Here is a 17,533-nt window from a genome sequence, read left to right on the forward strand (position 1 = left end):
CGATACACCGACGACCAACGACGCCTGGCCTCGGCGGTGTCGGACAGTCCTCGAAGGAGTCGACGCGCCACGCCCCGTACGGGGAATTCACCACGTCGGGGTAGTCCGAACATCCCCGTGGTCGCGCGCCCGTTAGCCAATTCGGGTCAGTGTTTCGGTTAGTCCGTTATGCACGGTATTGCGCCACTCATTCATATGTCGTATCCAACACATGACGCGTCATGCGCGCGCTGTCGTCCGTAGGGATTCATTTGCCGTGGAGCACGAAGGTCAGCAAGGCCGCGAGCCTCAGACACCGCCGGCCGGCCCCGCCCGATACGCCTTCACCCCACCGGAGGTCCCCCCAAAGATCGAGTTCAAGCGGGTCCGGCGGGAACCCGGAAAAGCACCGCAGAAACCGGCCCGGCGCGGACCCGGCGAACCCCGTCTCCGGCGCTGGCATCTGCTGACCGCCGCGGGCCTGGTCCTCGCGCTGATCCTGTCGCTGGGCTGGGTCGGGGTCGACGGCTGGCGCGCCAAGGGCCACCTGGAGAACGCCGCCGGGCTCTTCAGCCAGCTGCAACAGCAGGTCCAGCGCGGTGACCTGGTGGCGGCCCGGGGCACCCTGTCCGCCCTGCAGAGCGAGACCCGAGCGGCACGCGAGAACACCGGCGGGTTCGGCTGGACCCTCATCGGCAAACTCCCCGCCGTCGGCGACGACCTCAGCGCCGTACGCACGGTCGCGTACGTGCTGGACGACCTGGCCGGAAACGGCCTGCCCGCGCTGCTCGACGTCGCCGCCGGACTCGACCCGCAGCGCCTCGCACCGCGCAACGGCCGCATCGACCTGACCGCCCTCAACGCCGCCGCCCCGCGCATCGCACGCGGCCTGATGGTCATCCGCCGCGCCCAGACCGGGGTCGCCGGCATCGACACCGCCCACCTGGCCGCTCCGCTCGCCTCGGCGATCACCGAGCTGCGGTCCGGGCTGGACCACGCGGAACGCATCGTCGCCACCGCCGACCGGGCCGCCCGCCTGCTGCCACCCATGCTGGGCGCGAACGGCCCCCGTACGTATCTCGTGCTGTTCCAGAACAACGCCGAGGTCCGCGCGACCGGCGGCATGCCCGGCGCCTACCTGGTCATCCACGCCGACGCGGGTGCCGTGACGATCGCCGACCAGGGCACCGCCGGAGACCTTCACTCGTTCCCTGTCCCGGTGCAGAACCTGAGCGTCGACATGGAGGCGCTCTACACGACCCGGCCCGCGGTCTACCCCGCCGACGTGAACCTCACCCCGGACTTCCCCACGGCCGCGGTGCTCGCCCGCTCCATGTACGCGAAGCACACCGGCGTCACGGTCGACGGGGTGGTGGCCACCGATCCGATCGCACTGTCCTACCTGCTGCGGGTCACCGGGCCGGTACGCCTGCCCAAGGGCGGATCGCTCACCGCGGACAACGCCGTGCGGACGCTGCTGTCCGAGGCGTACGCGAAATACCCCGACCCGTCCGTGCAGGACGCCTTCTTCGCCGGCGCCGCCCGGGACACCTTCAACGCGCTCATCCGCGGCCAGGGCAACCCGAAAGGCATCATCACCGAACTGGCCCGCGCCGCGGGCGAACGCCGCCTGCTGATGTGGAGCGCCGACGCCACCGAGGAAGCCGCCCTCGCCGGGACGGTCGTCCAGGGCCGGCTGCCCGACGACGACAGCGCCGCACCGACTGTCGGGGTGTTCCTCAACGACGGCAGCGGCGGCAAGCTCAGCTACTACCTCACCCAGGCCGCCGACCTCGGGGACGGCAGCTGCACCGAGGACGGCGACCACCAGCTGCACCTGAAGCTGACGCTGGGTTCCACCGCGCCCGCCGCGGGCCTGCCCGCCTACGTCACCGGCCTCGCGCTCTCCGGCGATCCCTACACCGTGCGGACCAATGCCATGGTCTTCAGTCCTGTCGGTGGCGGAATCGTCGGCGTGACCCTCGACGGCAAGGAGGTGGAATTCGGCTCGGGCGTCGAACGCGAACGCGGGGTCGCCGTGTTCACCGTGGACCTGCGGCCCGGCTCCAGCCAGACGTTCGACATCACCATTCAGGCAGGCGACCAGACACGTGCGAACGCGGCGTTCACGCCCCGGCTGTGGACCACCCCCGGAGTACGGCCGTGGAAGACGACCGTGACCGCGGGCACGCCATGCGCCGGAACGTGAAACCGCAACGTTGACGTGCAGCGATCGTTCAGCGTTTGACCCCCTTCATAGGGAAACCGAAAGGAGGAAACATGAGACGTTTCCGAGCGTCAGCACGGCTGGCGGCGCTCGTCGCGTCGCTGGCGATGGCCCTGGGTATCACGTTGTTCGCCGGCGAGGCGGCGTGGGCGACCCCGAACGGCCCCACCCGGGTGCCACCCGGCGGTTACTACCCGCCGCCGCCACCGGTGCTCACGGTGAACAAGGGCGTCGTGAGGATCCACGCGAACGTGCGGGTCTCCGGCAAGAAGTTCGTCAAGAAGGAAAAGGTGGCAATCGTCATCCGATTCCTGCCGAAGGGCTCGCACCACTTCCGGGTCGTGAAGGTGACGACCATCAGGGCCGACAAGAACGGCAAGTTCGCGTTCAACATCCGGTCCTCGAAGCCCGGGACGATCGTGATCTCGGCCGTGGGCAAGACGTCCAAGAAGAAGGCGCAGACGTCCGTCTTCGTGGTCAGCAAGAAAAAGGGTTCGGGCGGCATCATCATCACACCCGCCGCGTTCTCCTCCGGCGTCTCGAACGGCGGCACCCCCGCCGTGACGCCGGCGTCTGACACGTCGGACATCACGGGCCTGGCCATCGCAGGTCTGGGCGCCATGGCGCTGGCCGGCAGTGTGGTCATCACGCGCCGGACGATCCGGCGTCGTCGGGCGGCCGCGTCCGTCTGATCTGGTCGGGGTACCGCCCCATCGCCGAGCCGGCGGTGGGGCGGTTCTTCATCGGCGGGTCATCCGTTGGGGCTAAGCCGGAACGGCACCCATCACGGAGCGCATCGGGACCCACCGGAACACGTACGCCCGATCTCCGCACTACCGCAAGCTGCGTTTTCCTAGCGAGGCGCCGTGCTCGCCCCCTCGGCGGGGCGGCGCCGCAGGCAAGGTTCGACAGCAACGCGCGGAAGAGGGTGACGGCATGGGGTGTCTGACGGGACCTGCCCGGCACACCACGCCGTACGCCGAAGACGCCGACGGCACACGTCCGTCGCGTCCCTCCTGCGGGTTAGCCCGGACAGGCCCCGCATTGGGCATCATGCGCAGGCAACGGCGCACCTACGCCCGATCGCAGGTCTGCCCCCAGTCGGGGAATGTGGTGTGGCACCGAATCCGCCTCCACCGGATGGCGCCTCATCAGTTTCCCGCGCCCCGGGTCGTGGTCCCGACGACCCCGGGGCGCACCTAGGTTTCGCAGGAGGACCGCGCGCATGCGCCAGCTCAGCAGACGGACCACCGCCATCACCGTGACCACCCTGGTCGGCCTGTGTGCCGCCGGAGCGGCGTGGGCAGCCTGGAGTCTCACCGGCTCCGGCAACGCCGAGGCGAAGGCCGGCTCGGTGGTGGAGCTGAAGGTGACCAGCGCGGGGCTTCCACCCACCGGCCTGACCCCGGGCAACGCCACGGCCATCCTGCTCACGGTGCAGAACCGGAACCGGTTCCCGGTCCGGATCACCGGCATCCGGCTCAGCGACATCGACTCCCCGGCCGACGGCTGCGACGCCGGCGCCAACGTGGACATCGTGAACTCGGCGCCGCTGCCCGCCGACCCGGCGCAGGTGACCGTGCCCGCGGGATCCGAGGACGCACCCGCGAGCGCGAAGATCACCTGGGACGGTCCGCTGCGGATGGTCGCCGATCCCGCGAACGCCTGCCAGGGTGCTGCGTTCACGTTCACGGTCAACCTCGACGCGGTCAGCGCGGCCTCCTGATGAGGGTCGCGGGACGCAGCGGCCCCCCGGGCGGTGCACCCGCGCCGCCCGCCCCCGGGCCCGGTCAACCGAAGGCGAGAAGGATGGTGAAGGGCAAGCTCGACGGCCGCGGCAAGGTGATCCTCAGCGTCGCCGCGGCGGCCGCGGTCCTGGTGAACGCGGGCGCCGCCTGGGCGTACTGGAATCTGAGCGGTACCGGCAACGCGGTGGCCGTCGCGGGCAACGCCATCGAGCTCAAGCTCGACGGCAGATCCGACGACAGCCGGCCGCTGTACCCGGGCGGCACGAGCAACCTCACCGTCACGGTCACCAACCAGAACAACTTCCCGGTACGGATCACCTCGCTGTCCCCCGGCGACGCGGACGTCACCGCGGACCGCGACCACCGCAACGGTGGTTGCCGCACCACCGGTGTCGTCGTTGCGCAGGACGTGCTGAAGGTGTCCTGGGAAGTCCCGAAGAACACCATCGGTGTGTTCACCGTCCCGGACGGCGTCAAGATGACCAACGCCTCCGACAGCGCATGCCAGGGTGCCACGTTCACCATCCCGGTGCGGGCGACCGGCGTCAGCAACGCTTCCTGAACGCTTCCCTGAACAGCGGAGTTCCTCGTGCACCGGTGGCAGCGCATCCTGGCCGCGGCGGCGGCCGTCGTGGGCGCGGCGGCCCTGGGCGTCGCGCTGCGCGACGACGACGCGGGCGTGCAGGCGATGACACTCACGGCCGTGCAGGGCCCGGCTCAGGACGCCGGGCATTACACCTTCACCGTACGGGCGGCGCCGGTCGACGGCCTCGTGCCCGGGACGGACCGGCGGCTCGTGCTGACGCTCGACAATCCGTACGACTTCGACCTGCTCGTGACGGACCTGCGCGCCGATCTGGTGGCGACCTCCCGGGTCGGCTGCGCGCCCGTGCCCGCGAACCTGGAGGTACGGCGCTACACCGGTGAGCTGCCCGTCCGGGTCGACGCCGGGGACAGCCGCGAGGCAGGCTCGGTGCCGCTGCACATGCCCAACACCGTGGTCGACGCGTGTCAGCGGGCCACGTTCACGATCGCGCTGGACGCCTCCGCCACCCGGGCCACTCCGTGAGGCGCCGGCGCGCCCGACCGGGCCGAAATGCGGACGGGCCGGCCGGGCCTGCCGGGTCGCGGCGCGGCCTGGTACGCCAGCCGCTGATCGTGGTCGGCGCCGCTCTCGGGGTGGCCGCCACGGGCGGCGTGGCCGCGTTCGCCGGGTGGAGTGTCACGGTGCAACCGGCCACGTTCACGGTGTACGCGGCGCGGCTCCCGCAGCCCGCCCCACCGCGCGTACGGGTGCAGGAGCTGCCCCGGATCGCGTGGGAGCCGCCCGGCCGCACGGTGCCGGTCGACCGGTACGTCGTGACCCGCCACCTCGGTCCCGCCGCCCAGGTCGCGTGCGAGGTCCCGGCGACCGCCCGCCCGCGGTGCACGGACCGGCAGGCGCCCCCGGGCTACCGGGCGACGTACACGGTCGCCGCGGCGTACGGGTCGCACTGGGTCGGTGTGGACAGCGGTCCGAGCGGGCCGGTCGTCATGCCGGGCGTGGCCGCGCCGATCTGGGTGGACGGGATCGCGTTACGGCCCGGCCCGGACGGCACGGCGGTGCCGGTGAACGGTGCCGTGCCGAGCGCGTACCCGAGCCTGGTCGCGCGCACCGCGGCGAGTCCCGCCCCGGCCGCGCGGATCGCGGTCCCGTCCGGTGTGGTCGTGTCGCGACGGCCGGTGGTACTCAAGCCGTCCGCGTCCCCGGCCCCCCGGTCCACCGGGGACTCGTCGGGCGGGGGCCCAGGCCCCGATCCCGGTACGGCGACCGCTCCGGTATCGACGGCCCCGCCGAGCGTCGCACCTCCGGTAGCCGGCGCCTCCGTACCCGCCGCCGACTGATCGCCCCTTCCCCGGCCGTGGAACGCCCTCGGGCATTTCCGGCATCGGCACGCCTCGGCGGCTTCCCGGCAGGCCCGGTCGTCCCGGCGGCAGCCCCCGGTGGCTTCCCGGCAGCGGCTGAGCACCGGGTGGGAAACCCGGTGCTCTGCGCCGTGTTGCGGAACCGTCCGCTCAGGCGGCCGAATGACGCCCCCGATGTTCGGCCGGGTGGTTCGGCCCGGACGACGGAATGCGCCGACGACCGGAGCCGACCGCGCGCGTGCGGCCCGTTTCCGCGAGCTGCACGACGGCCTTTCCTGACGCTTTCGTCGCCGACTGGGCCGGGCGTTGCCTGCCCGATCGGTTCCGCATTGCCATATCGAACAATGAATGCGATGCGTGGTCGTATCCCTCGCGATATGCCTGATCCCTTTCGAGACCATTCTTGTACCACTGGTGAATGCGCCCGGAAGCGTATCCGCTGGCGATGACAAATGCGAGGGCGAGCACGATGAGAATGGCATTGTTGCCGGGTGCGGTCATGCTGGTCGTTCTTTCCTGGGTCGGGACGGTGGAGCGACCGTCCAGCTCCCCCGGCGGGTCCCGGCCGCGCTCGGGAGCGGCGAGCGGTGAGAAACCGCAGTTCAGAGCGTGCCGATTGGTCGTAGCCGGTACGTGGTGGCCTCCCGTTCGTCGCCGCCGCGGGCCGGACGGGCGGCGTCGAGGGGGACGACGTCCGCCTCCCGGGCGCGGTTCTGTGCGGCGCCACCGGAGGATCCGGTGCGGGTGGCCAGGCGGAACAGGGAATGTGACGCCTCGTCGTACCCGTCGCGATAGGCGGCTTCCCGCTCGCGACTGTGCCGGTACCACTCGTGGACCCGTCCCGCGGCGTACGCGGTCAAGATGACGAGAACCACGGAGAGCGCTACCTGAAGCACGATCGGTGTCATGTTCACGATCGTAGTGATTGCAGAAATGACAACCCATCGGCTTAACCAGCCGTTGTGCAGAACCCTCGGTCGGCGGATCAATGGCTGATCATCCGAGGATCGGCCGAACGGCCCCGGATCGCTTTCAGGAGGCCGGTGCCCAGCCGTACCGCGCGAGCGGGTCACCCTCCGGCTCGGCGGCGGCCGACTCGGAAGCAGCCGCCGGAAGGGCACGGGTGGCCAGGTGGAACAGCGTGTGCGAGGCCTGGTCGTAGCCCTGCCGGTACGCCACTTCGCGCTCGAAGCCCTGCCGGTGCCACTGGTGCACGCGTCCCGCGGCGTACGCGGTCAAGATGACGAACGCGACCGCAAGCGCCACCTGGAGTGCCGAGCTGCCTGCTGGGGTCATGATCTCCAACCTTCCTCAGACCGCGGGGCGGCGCCGCCGCCGGTCCGGGACAGAGGGCCGGTGTGCCACGATCCGGCGGCGGCCCAGGCCGACCGGGCGGGAGTGCCGTACCGCCGGGAAGGCGGTGGCGCGCACCGGCGGAGTCCCGGCCGGTTGCCGCACGCGCGAGCGAACCGCCATGTCGAACATGGACCGAGACGCGTGGTCGTATCCCTCGCGGTACGCGCCATCGCGCTGCAGGCCGGTCCGATACCACTGATGGATGCGGCCCACGAGGTACCCACTCGCGAGGATCAAGGCGAACGCGAGCCCAATCTGGACGAGGTCGTTGCCGGACGCGGTCATGCCGAGCCGATTCCCTCCGGTCGAAGCTGGCGGATCAACGGACGCCCGTGAGGTCGTCGAGGCGCGTCGCCGAGGCCGCGCGATCGTTGGTGGCGTGGGGCCGCCCACCAGGCAAGCGTAGTTATCCCGGCAAAAGCACCATAGTGACCGAATTGGCGCATACTTCGCCTGGTCGTCCGGAGTGTCGCCGATGACAATCCCGCCCCGAATGTGCGATGCGCCCGCCTCCGGAGACGCGAAAACGGGCCCCTCGAAGAGAGACCCGTCGCGCTGGCGGCGCACCGTCGGCGGCCGTGGCCGCCGGTAACAGAGCGTGGGCAGGTGGTGCGCCGGAATGAATGATAGCCCGCCGACCAGGCCTACGGGGCTGGTCAGCCGAGCTTCGCGGGCTCCGTGATGGCCACCCGGACGACCACGCTCGCCGCCACGGTCTGCGGCTGCGGGTCGAGCTCCAAGTGCTCCGCGCCGCCGCCTCCGGGCGCACTGAACGCCACCATACGCATCGCCGGCTGTGCGCTGCCGGCGCCCTCGTCGGCGAGCTCGACGAGCCGGTCCACCCGCGCGCCGACCGCGTCCGCGTACTCGGCGGCCCGGGCGAGAGCGTCCGCCACCGCCAGGCGGCGTACCTCCGCGCCCGCGGTGCTGCCAGGGCGCAGCCGCCACCACGGGCCGGAGACCGCGGTCTGCTCCCGGCGGGCCAGCCGCATCAGCAGCTCACCGAGCACAGTGAAGTCGGTGACGGTCACGGTCGTCGTGACGCTTCCGGAGTACGCCGACACCCGCTCCCCCGAGCGGCGCAGCTCCGGATAGACGACGAGGCCGCTGGTCACCCGCTGCTCGATCGCCTCCGGGAACCCGTCCAGCGCCTGGCGCAGCCCGGCGGCCCGCTCGGTGAGCCGGGCCAGCGTGGTCGCTTGATCCTTGTCCCGTGCGGACACCGTCACGGAGAAGACCGCCTGCTCGGGCGGCACCTCCCGGCTCGCCTCGCCGCGGACCACCACCGTGGGTTGCTCGGCCATGCCGCCGACGCTACCGGCGCGGGGAGTCACGCACTATGCCAGGTCGAACTCGCCCGCCTTGACCGCGAGCAGGAACGCGGCCCACGTGGCGCGCTCGAACGCCAGCACCGTACCGTCGGGGTCCTTGGAATGCCGCATGAGGATCAACTCGGCGCCGCGCATGATCTCCACGCACGCACCGGCGGAGCTGCGTCTGCTCTTGCGCCACGTCGGCAGTTCGTCGCGATCGACCATCGTTCCCCCTGAGTGGAGTTTGAGCAGTCGTCGACGGCGCTGTCGGATCGGCTGCGGCAGGTCATGCGAGCCGCATGCGGCCCATGCTGGATCAGCCGTGTCGATGTGGGACTCAATGTACCGGAGCGTGGCGGTGCCGGCTGCGGCCGAAAGGTGCCCGAGCGTGAGCTTGTCACCACAGCGTGGAGTGCGCCGCGGGCGGGAACATGCGATCTTGTAGTAGGTTCCGGCGATGGCTACGCGCAGACAGCCGATTGCAGATAGGCTTGTGCTCCCGTCTCTTCTTCGGTCTGCCCGCGGGAGGTGGCGGAGGTCGGGGGCGTCGGCGCCGGCTCCTCACGACCGTGCACAGCGCCGACGCTGCGGGGGTCATTCATGACAGGGCAGGTGGGGCCGGCCGTGGCCCGCCAACGGCTGCGGGTTCGTCTGCGCGCCATTCGCGAGGAACGCGGCCTGGCCGCCGATACTGTGGCCAGGGAGATGTATTGGTCGCTGTCCAAGCTCAACCGCATCGAGACCGGCGCGGTGACCATCTCGCCCGTCGAGGTGCGAGCACTCCTGGAGCACTATGGCATCCGGGACAAGAAGGAAGTGACCGCGCTCATGAGCCTCGCCGCGACCTCCCGGTCCCGACAGTGGTGGAGCAGCCACAAGCTCACCAGGGAGTACCAGCAGTTCGTCGCGTACGAGGCCGAGGCCTCGCGGATCAGCATGTACCACGCGACGCTGATCCCCGGTCTGCTGCAGACGGAGGACTACGCCAAGAACAGCACGGCGAAGGTCATCCACCGCAGCCCCGACGACGCCGACGTGCTCGCGCGCATCGAGATCCGCATGGAGCGGCAACGCAACATGCAACAACGCATGCAGAGCCCGGACGCACCGGAGGTCATCGCCGCGCTCGACGAGGCGGTGCTGCGCCGCCCGGTCGGCGGCCCCACCGTGATGCGCCACCAGCTCGACCACCTGCTGGAGATGGGCAGGATGTCGGCGATCACGCTCATCGTGGTGCCGTTGAGCCTGGCCGGTCACCCGGGCCTGGGCGGCACGTTCGAGCTGCTGGAGTTCGCCGGGTCCGGTGATCCGGACGTGCTGTTCGTGGAGTCCGCCGCCAGCGACTGGCTGGTGCAGACCCCGGAGGTCACCGCCCACTACCGGGAGACCATGAAGATCCTGGAGATGGACAGTCTGACCGGCGACGCGGCGGTCCGGGCCGTCCACGAGATCCGCGACTCGCTGGGCACCTGATCCGCCCGTCACCAGACCCGGTCACGGTGCTGCTCCAGCGCCCGGATCAGGGCCAGCCGGACGTGCGTGAACTCCTTCTTGTCCGTCGTGCCCAGCAACCGGATGCGCCGCCCGCGGCACTCTGCCTCGATGGTCATCCACCGTGGATTGCGGTGCGCGTCCACGCCGGCCCCGGCCGCCATCACCAGGCCGGAGACCACTCCGGCGAGCAACATCCAGGCTGATCCGTACGCGACGGCGAACGGCACGGCCAGCATGACCTCGACCCCGCCGCCGAGGCAGGCGATCCGGAACAGCGGGTATCGGCTCGTGAGGCAGCGGACCGTGCCCTGGAGATCGGCGACGGGGACACGGCACCCGCCGGCCTGCACGAACTCGCTGGTGACGACGATCTTCTCGCTCGCGTGATAGACCACCCGCTGCGGTCGGCGCCCGCCGCCGCGGCCTGCCTCCGGCCCGATCAACATGGGTGACCCCCCTTCTCCAAGCCTCCTTAACGATAATTCACCTGCAACACGCAGGACGCATACGGCTGCATACAAAGCACCATGTGCGAAATGCAATCTGCCGATTGCAGATGATCTCAGTGTGGAAGCCCGTCCGATGTGGGCGCTCGTCCAAAGAAGGGACGGGCAGGGTTCCCGGCGAGCGGCCGGGCAGGTCGCTGTGCGGCTCAGCCGGCGAGGCGCCTCAGCCGGCGGACGTCAGTCGGTCGGCGACGGACCTCAGTCGGCGAGGCGCTGCACGGCGGCGGCGACGCGCTCGTCCGTGGCGGTCAAGGCGACCCGGACGTGCTGGCCCGCGGCCGGGCCGTAGAACTCGCCCGGGGCGGCGAGGATGCCCCGGCGGGCGAGCCAGTCGACCGTCTTCCAGCAGTCCTCGCCCCGCGAGGCCCACAGGTACAGCCCGGCCTCGGAATGAGTGATCTCGAACCCGGCGCCGGTCAGGGCGGCGCGCAGCCGCTCGCGGCGGGCGCCGTACCGGGCGCGCTGCTCAGCCACGTGCGACTCGTCCCCGAGCGCGGCGACCATCGCGGCCTGCACCGGACCGGGCACGATCATGCCGGCGTGCTTGCGCACCGCCAGCAGCTCGGCGACCAGGGCGGGGTCACCGGCAACGAACCCGGCGCGGTATCCGGCCAGGTTGGACCGCTTGGACAGGGAGTGCACCGACAGCACGCCGGTGTAGTCGCCGCCGCAGACCTCGTCCGACAGCACCGAGACCGGGACGGCGTCCCACCCCAGCGACACGTAGCACTCGTCGCTGACCACGACCGCGCCGCGCTCGCGGGCCCACGCCACCACTTTGCGCAGGTGGGCGGCGGGCAACACGCGGCCGGTCGGGTTGGACGGGGAGTTGATCCACACCAGCCGCACCCGGGGGTCGGGGCCGAGCGCGGTCAGCGAGTCCGTACGCACCGCGGTGGCGCCCGCCAGCCGCACGCCCACCTCGTACGTGGGGTAGCAGACCGACGGAATCACCACCGTGTCGCCGGGGCGGACGCCGAGCAGCGTCGGCAGCCAGGCCACCAGCTCCTTCGAGCCGATGGTCGGCAGGACCCCGAGCTCGCCGGAGGCGCCGCACACCGCCGCCGTCCAGGCGGCGATGGCAGCGCGCAGCGCCGGGGTGCCCGCCGTCAGCGGGTAGCCGGGCAGGTCCGCGTTGGCCGTCAGCGCGGCCTGGACCAGCGGCGGCACCGGGTCGACCGGGGTGCCGACGGACAGGTCGACGATCCCGCCCGGATGAGCCGCCGCCAGCGCCTTGGCAGGCTCCAGCAGATCCCAGGGGAAGTCAGGCAGCGCCGACGAGAGCGTGGTCACTCCCCGCGCGGGGGCTGGGCGGCCACGAACGTGGCGTCCTTGTCGACCTTGCCGATCTTCGAGGCGCCGCCGGGCGAGCCCAGCTCCTCGAAGAACTCGTAGTTCGCGTTCGTGTAGTCCTTCCACTGCTCGGGGACGTCGTCCTCGTAGAAGATCGCCTCCACCGGGCAGACCGGCTCACAGGCCCCGCAGTCCACACACTCATCGGGGTGGATGTAGAGCATCCGGTTGCCCTCGTAGATGCAGTCGACCGGGCACTCCTCGATACATGCCTTGTCGAGCACATCGACGCAGGGCTCGGCGATGATGTAGGTCACGGGCCTTTCCCTCCAAAGACTCGCCGCACCAGACCACGGCGGTTCAGAGCCTAGTATCTCCGCCGGAGGTGGTCGCAGGTGCTCCGGCAGCAGGATGTGGGACACCGAGTCGTGGTCCGCCGAATTGTGGGCATTTCTGAGGATCGCCCACTTTTCACGGACGCGCTCGGGGAACTCGTGGACCTCACCGAGACGGATCTCACGCTCGCCACCGCGAACGGCCCGCTCCGGGTGCCACTGCAGGAGGTCCACCGCGCCAAGCGCGTACCGGCCACCCGCCGCCCCCGCGCCACCGACGTCATCGCCCTGGAACTCGCCTCGAACGACGGCTGGCCCGCCCCCGTCCAGGCCCGGCTCGGCCAGTGGGTGCTGCGCGCCGCGCAGAACTGGACCGGCCGCGCGAACTCCGCCCTCACCGTGGGCGACCCCGACCGCCCGCTCGACGCCGCGATCGACGCGGTCGTCGACTGGTACGCCCGGCACGGCCAGCAGGCCCTGATCAACGCCCCGATGCCGCTCGCCGCGCCGGTCAACGCCGCCCTCGACGCCCGCGGCTGGACCTCCCGCCCGCTCACCCTCGTGCAGACCGCCCCGCTCGCCCGAGTGTTCGCCACCGCCTCCGAGCGGCCCGACCTGCCGCCCGTCGAGCTGGCCGACAGCCCGACCGACGAGTGGTTCGCCATGGTGGCCGAGCACAAGGGCACCCTGCCCGATGCTGCGGTGCGGGTGCTCACGGGCGTACCCGAGACGGTCTACGCGCACGTCCGCGACGCGGACGGCGACCTGCTCGCGGTGGCCCGGGGGACGGTGACCGGACCCCAGCCGTGGCACGGCATCGGGCTGCTGCAGGTCGCGCCGCAGGCGCGGCGGCAGGGCCTGGCCCAGCACGTCGTGCGGGCCATGGCCGGGTGGGCGGCACAGCGCGGCGCCGCCCGCGCCTACCTGCAGGTGGAGGAGCGCAACACGAACGCGGTCGCGTTGTACCACCGGCTCGGCTTCGACACCCACCACACGTATCTGACCCGGGAAGCCCCGGACTGAGTCCGGGTCAGCGGCCGACGACGCGGCGCGGCCGGGTGTTGCGCTTCTCGGCGTACGCGCGCAGCGCCTTCGAGCGGTAGTCCCGGCCGAGCGCGGTCGCGATCCAGTACCCGAGCACCGTGCCGCCGATCGCGAAGCCGCCGTACAGCCACACCTGGGAGAAGAAGTTCCCGGCACCCTCGGAGAACGGGTTGTCGCCGCTCACGAACGGTCCGACCAGGATCGTCAGCAGCATGCCGCCCACCGCGCCGCCCGCGAGGTCGGGCAGCCACCGGCCGACCGGCACCCGCTGGCACCACACGAACGCGAGCGTGGCCAGCACCACGCCGATGACCGCGAACATGACGACCGAGACCCGGCTCTCGGCGGTTTCGTTGCCGTGGAAGCCGATCCGGATCACCAGGCGGGCCACCACGTTGACCGCGAACAGGCTCAGCGCCAGGACCGCGATCGGAAACCATCGCTGCTGCCTCATCGTTGCCCTCCCCGGGGGACGTGCCACCGCACCGGCGCCGCACACACCGGCCGTGGCTGCGCATCGTAGCGCCCCGGGGACGCTGTGGATACCGCCCTCACCGGGGCAGTCGGCGCAGGATCATCCGGTACGCGTACACCGCGAACGCCAGGCTGCCCGCCAGCACCGTCACCAGGGCCACCCAGTTCTGGGGATCCACCAGGTGGTCGCCCTCGGCGCGGCGGTAGCCCGTGGCGAACAGCATCAGCAGCGTCCAGACCACCCACGGCGGCGCCAGCGCCCAGCGCCGCCCCACGGTCGTGACCGCGAACCAGGCCAGCACCAGGTTCGCGGCGACCGCGACCGGCACCGCCGCCCCCACCGGTACGCCACCGACCCGCAGCGGGGTCAGGAACAACTCCAGCAAGCCGGTGAGCAGCGCCGCGACCACCGAGATCAGCACACCGGCGGTACGCAGCACGGTCTCCAGCACGCGCCGCTGAGGCGGCTGCTGGGGCGGGACCGGCTCGGCCACCGCGGCCTCCTGGACCGTCATCGGGACTCGGCGCCCGGAACGTTGCTGAACAGGTCGCTCTCCCACTTGTGCGGGCCACCGACGAGCCCCCGCTCGCCCTTGGCCAGCGTGAAGTACTCGACGCCCATGAACTCGCCGCCGAAGTCACCCGCGATGTTGTAGAGCCACGAGTGGTCCGGGATCTGGGTGGCGTGGGCGCGCATCGCGGCCATCTTCTGCTCGTACCGGTCCGTGCCGTCCACCCGGGCCGCGATCTCGTCGTCCGGCGTACCGAACGGCAGGTCCTCGACCCGCTCGATGTCCGCGAACGGGTTGTTCGCCGCCTCGCGGAACGCCGCCATCCCCTCGGTCAGCACGCTCACCGGCATCGCGGTCCAGTAGATCTTCTGCGGCCCGCAGCCCTCGGCGTCGGCCAGCTCGGCCGCGCGCATCGCCACCCGGTGCGCCTGGATGTGGTCCGGGTGCCCGTAGAAGCCGTTCGGGTCGTACGTGATCAGCACCTGCGGGCGGACCTCCCGCATGACCTCCACCAGCAGGCCCGCGGCCTCGTCGAGATCGGCCTGCCAGAACGCCCGGGGATGCTCGTTGGTGGCCAGCCCCATCATCCCCGAGTCCCGGTAGCGCCCCGCGCCGCCGAGAAACCGGTGGTCGGTCACCCCCAGCGCCGAGCACGCCCTGCGCAGCTCCCCGATGCGGTAGCCGCCGAGCTGATCGGCCTGGCCCGCCGCCAGCCCCGTCAGCTCCGGCACGTGGATCTCGCCCTCCTCGCCCAGCGTGCACGTCACCAGCGTGACCCGGGCCCCCTCGGCGGCGTAGTGGGCCATCGTGGCGCCGGTCCCGATGACCTCGTCGTCGGGGTGGGCGTGCACCAGCAGCAGGCGGCGGGACGGTAGTGGCTCGGTCACGGCGGCAACTTTACGCGCGGCGCCGCGTCGGCCCGGGTCACGCGTGCGCGCGGCGCCCCGGTTCGGCGCGGGTCATGCGGTTTGGGGCGCACGAGGGGTGCCGGATCAGCGATGCTGGTGGTCGTGGAGGTTCCCACGCTCACGGACCGGGCCGGCCGGCCGGCCGACGCGCCGTACGTCGTGACGGTCGGCGCGGACGGCGCCCGCGTGGTGTTCCTGCGCTCCGGTGCGCTGTGGGTGCACACCGTCTCGACCGGAGCGGACCGGCGCATCGCCGCCGGCGAGGTCCACGCGTACGGGGTGGACGCGCTCGCCCGCACGGCCGCGTTCACGGCCGACGGCCGGCTGCACCGCGCGGACCTGGTCACCGGCGAGCTGACCGTCATCGACACCCCCGCACGGGCCGACGACCCGCACCCGGACCCGCTCGGCACCCACATCGGCTACCTCGACGGGGACACACTCCGGGTGGCCGCACCGGGCGGCACCGACGAGCTGCTCGCGGGCGAGCCCGGGGTGCGCTGGGGACGGGTGGACGACGCGGGCGCCCAGTTCGGCCGTACCCGGGGGTGGTGGTGGGCGCCCGGCGGCGGCCAGATCCTCGCGGTACGCACGGCCGGGGCGGTCAGCCTGCACCTGCTCGACCTGTACGGCGGCTGGGTCGACGTGCACTGGGACCGGGAGACGTACCCCTACCTGGTCGACGTGCACTGGGGCGACGGCGGCGGCCCGCTCATCACGGTGCTGCGCCGGACCCAGCAGCACGGGCTCGTGCTGTCCATCGACCCGCGTACCGGGGAGACCCAGGTGCACGCGGAGCTGGCCGACGCCCGGTGGGTCGAGCCGGTGGCGGGCACCCCGCGGCACCTGCCCGACGGGCGGGTGCTGGTCGGCGGGGAACTCGCCCACGACGGATTCGACGCGCGGTGCCTGTTCGCCGACGGCAGCCTGCTCACCCCGCCCGGGCTGTATGTCCGCCGGGTGGTGGGGGTGCTGCCGCGCACCGGCGCTCCCGCGGCGGGACCGGACCTGATCGTGGAGGGCACCGACGACGAGCCCGCCGAACAGCACGTCTTCGCGATCCGTACCGCGATGGTCGGCGGCGGCGCGGACGCCCGGCGGCTGACCACCGAGCCCGGCTGGCACCGCGCCGAGGTCGGCGGCGACGTGGTCGTGCTGGCGTCGTCGTCGCTCACCGGGCCGCCGACGTGGACGATCCGGCGCGCCGACGCGGTCGTGGGCACCCTCGCGTCCGCGGCGCCGGCACGGCCGCACCTGCCGCAACCGGCACTGGCCCGGGTCACCGACCGCCGGCTGCCCAGCGCGGTGCTCTACCCGCCCGGCCACGTCAGCGGCAACCGGCTCGCGGTGCTCGTCGAGCTCGGGCTCGGCCCGGGGCACCAGCAGATCGTCATGGACGACGACGCCTGGCAGCAGCGCCGGTGGTGGGCCGCCGCCGGCTTCGCGGTGGTCAGCGTCGACTCCCGGGGTACGCCCGGAGTGGCGCCCAGCTTCGAGAAGGTGGTGCACCGGCGGCTCGCCGACGTGGCGCTCGCCGACCAGGCGGACGCGTTGCACGCGCTCACCGGCAAGCACCCCGACCTGGAGCTGACCCGGGTCGCCGTACGCGGGACCGGGCTCGGCGGCTGGCTGGCCGCGCTCGCGGTGACCCGCCGCCACGACCTGTTTCGGTGTGCCGTGGCCCGCGACCCGGTCACGGACTTCGCCCGCCTGCCCACCGCCCTGGCCGAGCGGTACCTGGGCCGCCAGGCCGACTCCCCCGACGTGTACGCCCACCACAGCCTGCCCGCCGACCCGGGCACGGAGGCGCTGCTGGTGCTCGACCGCGCCGCCGACCTGGCGCGGGAACTCGACTTCATACGCCACTACACCGACCGCCTGGAGCGCTGATGACGATCCTGCTTTCGGACAGCGTCCTGCCCACGACCGGCCTGCCCCTCAGCGAGGGGGACTACTTCGCGCTCGGGCCGACCGGCGCACGGGTCGAGCTGTGGGACGGCAGCCTGCACTCCTGCCCCCGGGAGACGCCGCGGCACCAGCTCATCGTGGGCGCCCTGGCGGTGGCGCTGCGCGCCGGGCGGGCCGACATGAACATCCTGTCCAGTGTCGCCGTACGCCTGGATCCCGGCCGGATCGCCGTGCCGGACCTGGTGGTCACCGGCCCGATCAACCTGGACGCGCCGTTCATCGAGGCGGCCGCGGTACGGCTGGTGTGCGAGGTGGTGTCGCCGGGCAGCGCGGCCGTGGACCGGGCCATGAAGATGTACTGCTACGCGGCCGCGGGCATCCCGTGGTATCTGCTGGCCGAGCAGGAGTTCAACGGCCTGTACAGCTACGTGCTCAAGGAGGGCGTGTACGTCCAGGACAACGTGATGCACCTCGGCGGAGTGACCGGCGTCGAGTTCGGCCGCTAAGGATCTGCTGCCGCCTGCATGACCG

General features: G+C 71.9%; 22 protein-coding genes. 10 read left to right on the forward strand and 12 right to left on the reverse strand.

Going from position 1 to position 17,533, the window contains the following annotated elements:
• Positions 1 to 256 precede the first annotated feature (256 nt).
• From ACMCNK_RS17070 to ACMCNK_RS17095, 6 genes are all read left to right on the forward strand, one after another.
• On the forward strand, positions 257 to 2,188 hold the full coding sequence (locus ACMCNK_RS17070; RefSeq protein ID WP_412737394.1) for a DUF4012 domain-containing protein: 1,932 nt from the start codon (positions 257 to 259) through the stop codon (positions 2,186 to 2,188).
• Between the two features lie 71 nt (positions 2,189 to 2,259).
• Complete coding sequence (locus ACMCNK_RS17075; protein ID WP_412737395.1) at positions 2,260 to 2,898, forward strand: hypothetical protein; 639 nt, start codon at positions 2,260 to 2,262, stop codon at positions 2,896 to 2,898.
• A gap of 533 nt (positions 2,899 to 3,431) precedes the next feature.
• Positions 3,432 to 3,932: a hypothetical protein gene (locus ACMCNK_RS17080; RefSeq protein WP_412737396.1), complete on the forward strand. Its 501-nt coding sequence runs from the start codon at positions 3,432 to 3,434 to the stop codon at positions 3,930 to 3,932.
• An 83-nt stretch (positions 3,933 to 4,015) separates the two neighbouring features.
• A complete protein-coding gene (locus ACMCNK_RS17085) occupies positions 4,016 to 4,516 on the forward strand; it encodes a hypothetical protein (protein ID WP_412737397.1) in 501 nt (166 codons plus the stop codon).
• A gap of 27 nt (positions 4,517 to 4,543) precedes the next feature.
• Complete coding sequence (locus tag ACMCNK_RS17090) at positions 4,544 to 5,023, forward strand: hypothetical protein (RefSeq protein WP_412737398.1); 480 nt, start codon at positions 4,544 to 4,546, stop codon at positions 5,021 to 5,023.
• Positions 5,020 to 5,838: a hypothetical protein gene (locus tag ACMCNK_RS17095; RefSeq protein ID WP_412737399.1), complete on the forward strand. Its 819-nt coding sequence runs from the start codon at positions 5,020 to 5,022 to the stop codon at positions 5,836 to 5,838. The genes ACMCNK_RS17090 and ACMCNK_RS17095 overlap by 4 nt, the downstream gene beginning before the upstream one ends.
• 171 nt (positions 5,839 to 6,009) lie before the next feature.
• Here ACMCNK_RS17095 and ACMCNK_RS17100 read toward each other — a convergent pair whose 3' ends face one another.
• The 6 genes from ACMCNK_RS17100 to ACMCNK_RS17125 form a co-directional block, all read right to left on the reverse strand.
• On the reverse strand, positions 6,010 to 6,360 hold the full coding sequence (locus tag ACMCNK_RS17100) for a hypothetical protein (RefSeq protein ID WP_412737400.1): 351 nt from the start codon (positions 6,358 to 6,360) through the stop codon (positions 6,010 to 6,012).
• A 101-nt stretch (positions 6,361 to 6,461) separates the two neighbouring features.
• Positions 6,462 to 6,767 (reverse strand): hypothetical protein, encoded by a 306-nt coding sequence (locus ACMCNK_RS17105; RefSeq protein WP_412737401.1) that lies wholly within the window; start codon positions 6,765 to 6,767, stop codon positions 6,462 to 6,464.
• Between the two features lie 124 nt (positions 6,768 to 6,891).
• Positions 6,892 to 7,155, reverse strand: a complete 264-nt coding sequence (locus ACMCNK_RS17110; RefSeq protein WP_412737402.1) for a hypothetical protein — start codon at positions 7,153 to 7,155, stop codon at positions 6,892 to 6,894.
• Between the two features lie 15 nt (positions 7,156 to 7,170).
• Entirely contained in the window at positions 7,171 to 7,500 is a 330-nt protein-coding gene (locus ACMCNK_RS17115) for a hypothetical protein (protein ID WP_412737403.1), read from the reverse strand.
• Positions 7,501 to 7,871: 371 nt separating this feature from the next.
• Positions 7,872 to 8,519, reverse strand: a complete 648-nt coding sequence (locus ACMCNK_RS17120; protein ID WP_412737404.1) for an SIMPL domain-containing protein — start codon at positions 8,517 to 8,519, stop codon at positions 7,872 to 7,874.
• 33 nt (positions 8,520 to 8,552) lie between these two features.
• Positions 8,553 to 8,753: a DUF397 domain-containing protein gene (locus ACMCNK_RS17125; RefSeq protein WP_412737405.1), complete on the reverse strand. Its 201-nt coding sequence runs from the start codon at positions 8,751 to 8,753 to the stop codon at positions 8,553 to 8,555.
• A 375-nt stretch (positions 8,754 to 9,128) separates the two neighbouring features.
• Here ACMCNK_RS17125 and ACMCNK_RS17130 point away from each other — a divergent pair, with 375 nt between their 5' ends.
• Positions 9,129 to 10,001 carry a helix-turn-helix domain-containing protein gene (locus ACMCNK_RS17130; RefSeq protein WP_412737406.1) on the forward strand — a complete coding sequence of 291 codons (873 nt, stop codon included), beginning with the start codon at positions 9,129 to 9,131 and terminating at the stop codon, positions 9,999 to 10,001.
• Positions 10,002 to 10,009: 8 nt separating this feature from the next.
• Here the strand turns inward: ACMCNK_RS17130 and ACMCNK_RS17135 are convergent, their stop codons facing one another.
• The 3 genes from ACMCNK_RS17135 to fdxA form a co-directional block, all read right to left on the reverse strand.
• A complete protein-coding gene (locus ACMCNK_RS17135; protein ID WP_412737407.1) occupies positions 10,010 to 10,468 on the reverse strand; it encodes a DUF6232 family protein in 459 nt (152 codons plus the stop codon).
• Positions 10,469 to 10,726: 258 nt separating this feature from the next.
• A complete protein-coding gene (dapC, locus tag ACMCNK_RS17140; protein ID WP_412737408.1) occupies positions 10,727 to 11,821 on the reverse strand; it encodes a succinyldiaminopimelate transaminase in 1,095 nt (364 codons plus the stop codon).
• The gene (gene fdxA / locus ACMCNK_RS17145) at positions 11,818 to 12,138 is read right to left on the reverse strand and encodes a ferredoxin (RefSeq protein WP_412737409.1); all 321 of its coding nucleotides are present in this window, start codon (positions 12,136 to 12,138) and stop codon (positions 11,818 to 11,820) included. Before fdxA ends, dapC begins: the two co-directional genes overlap by 4 nt.
• A 78-nt stretch (positions 12,139 to 12,216) precedes the next feature.
• Between fdxA and ACMCNK_RS17150 the strand changes: the two genes are divergently transcribed.
• On the forward strand, positions 12,217 to 13,179 hold the full coding sequence (locus tag ACMCNK_RS17150; protein WP_412737410.1) for a GNAT family N-acetyltransferase: 963 nt from the start codon (positions 12,217 to 12,219) through the stop codon (positions 13,177 to 13,179).
• A gap of 7 nt (positions 13,180 to 13,186) precedes the next feature.
• Here ACMCNK_RS17150 and ACMCNK_RS17155 read toward each other — a convergent pair whose 3' ends face one another.
• The 3 genes from ACMCNK_RS17155 to mshB all read right to left on the reverse strand — a co-directional run bounded on the left by ACMCNK_RS17155 (position 13,187) and on the right by mshB (position 15,073).
• On the reverse strand, positions 13,187 to 13,654 hold the full coding sequence (locus ACMCNK_RS17155; protein WP_412737411.1) for a hypothetical protein: 468 nt from the start codon (positions 13,652 to 13,654) through the stop codon (positions 13,187 to 13,189).
• Between the two features lie 97 nt (positions 13,655 to 13,751).
• The gene (locus ACMCNK_RS17160) at positions 13,752 to 14,189 is read right to left on the reverse strand and encodes a hypothetical protein (RefSeq protein WP_412737412.1); all 438 of its coding nucleotides are present in this window, start codon (positions 14,187 to 14,189) and stop codon (positions 13,752 to 13,754) included.
• Positions 14,186 to 15,073 carry an N-acetyl-1-D-myo-inositol-2-amino-2-deoxy-alpha-D-glucopyranoside deacetylase gene (gene mshB, locus ACMCNK_RS17165; protein WP_412737413.1) on the reverse strand — a complete coding sequence of 296 codons (888 nt, stop codon included), beginning with the start codon at positions 15,071 to 15,073 and terminating at the stop codon, positions 14,186 to 14,188. The genes ACMCNK_RS17160 and mshB overlap by 4 nt, the downstream gene beginning before the upstream one ends.
• Before the next feature lie 111 nt (positions 15,074 to 15,184).
• Here mshB and ACMCNK_RS17170 point away from each other — a divergent pair, with 111 nt between their 5' ends.
• Together ACMCNK_RS17170 and ACMCNK_RS17175 are read left to right on the forward strand one after the other, a co-directional pair.
• Positions 15,185 to 16,984 (forward strand): prolyl oligopeptidase family serine peptidase, encoded by a 1,800-nt coding sequence (locus ACMCNK_RS17170; protein ID WP_412737414.1) that lies wholly within the window; start codon positions 15,185 to 15,187, stop codon positions 16,982 to 16,984.
• A complete protein-coding gene (locus ACMCNK_RS17175; protein WP_412737415.1) occupies positions 16,984 to 17,508 on the forward strand; it encodes a Uma2 family endonuclease in 525 nt (174 codons plus the stop codon). The genes ACMCNK_RS17170 and ACMCNK_RS17175 overlap by 1 nt, the downstream gene beginning before the upstream one ends.
• Positions 17,509 to 17,533 lie beyond the last annotated feature (25 nt).

It is taken from the genome of Krasilnikovia sp. MM14-A1259 (assembly GCF_047159535.1).
Classification (GTDB): domain Bacteria; phylum Actinomycetota; class Actinomycetes; order Mycobacteriales; family Micromonosporaceae; genus Actinoplanes.

Excerpts from the sequence above, each read along its gene's own strand:
- ACMCNK_RS17110 (WP_412737402.1), bottom strand. The coding sequence starts at position 7,155 with ATGACCCCAGCAGGCAGCTCGGCACTCCAGGTGGCGCTTGCGGTCGCG.
- ACMCNK_RS17080 (WP_412737396.1), top strand. The coding sequence starts at position 3,432 with ATGCGCCAGCTCAGCAGACGGACCACCGCCATCACCGTGACCACCCTG.
- ACMCNK_RS17160 (WP_412737412.1), bottom strand. The coding sequence starts at position 14,189 with ATGACGGTCCAGGAGGCCGCGGTGGCCGAGCCGGTCCCGCCCCAGCAG.
- ACMCNK_RS17120 (WP_412737404.1), bottom strand. The coding sequence starts at position 8,519 with ATGGCCGAGCAACCCACGGTGGTGGTCCGCGGCGAGGCGAGCCGGGAG.
- ACMCNK_RS17130 (WP_412737406.1), top strand. The coding sequence starts at position 9,129 with ATGACAGGGCAGGTGGGGCCGGCCGTGGCCCGCCAACGGCTGCGGGTT.
- ACMCNK_RS17155 (WP_412737411.1), bottom strand. The coding sequence starts at position 13,654 with ATGAGGCAGCAGCGATGGTTTCCGATCGCGGTCCTGGCGCTGAGCCTG.
- ACMCNK_RS17075 (WP_412737395.1), top strand. The coding sequence starts at position 2,260 with ATGAGACGTTTCCGAGCGTCAGCACGGCTGGCGGCGCTCGTCGCGTCG.
- ACMCNK_RS17105 (WP_412737401.1), bottom strand. The coding sequence starts at position 6,767 with ATGACACCGATCGTGCTTCAGGTAGCGCTCTCCGTGGTTCTCGTCATC.
- ACMCNK_RS17175 (WP_412737415.1), top strand. The coding sequence starts at position 16,984 with ATGACGATCCTGCTTTCGGACAGCGTCCTGCCCACGACCGGCCTGCCC.
- ACMCNK_RS17100 (WP_412737400.1), bottom strand. The coding sequence starts at position 6,360 with ATGACCGCACCCGGCAACAATGCCATTCTCATCGTGCTCGCCCTCGCA.
- ACMCNK_RS17170 (WP_412737414.1), top strand. The coding sequence starts at position 15,185 with ATGCTGGTGGTCGTGGAGGTTCCCACGCTCACGGACCGGGCCGGCCGG.
- ACMCNK_RS17125 (WP_412737405.1), bottom strand. The coding sequence starts at position 8,753 with ATGGTCGATCGCGACGAACTGCCGACGTGGCGCAAGAGCAGACGCAGC.
- ACMCNK_RS17135 (WP_412737407.1), bottom strand. The coding sequence starts at position 10,468 with ATGTTGATCGGGCCGGAGGCAGGCCGCGGCGGCGGGCGCCGACCGCAG.
- ACMCNK_RS17115 (WP_412737403.1), bottom strand. The coding sequence starts at position 7,500 with ATGACCGCGTCCGGCAACGACCTCGTCCAGATTGGGCTCGCGTTCGCC.
- ACMCNK_RS17085 (WP_412737397.1), top strand. The coding sequence starts at position 4,016 with ATGGTGAAGGGCAAGCTCGACGGCCGCGGCAAGGTGATCCTCAGCGTC.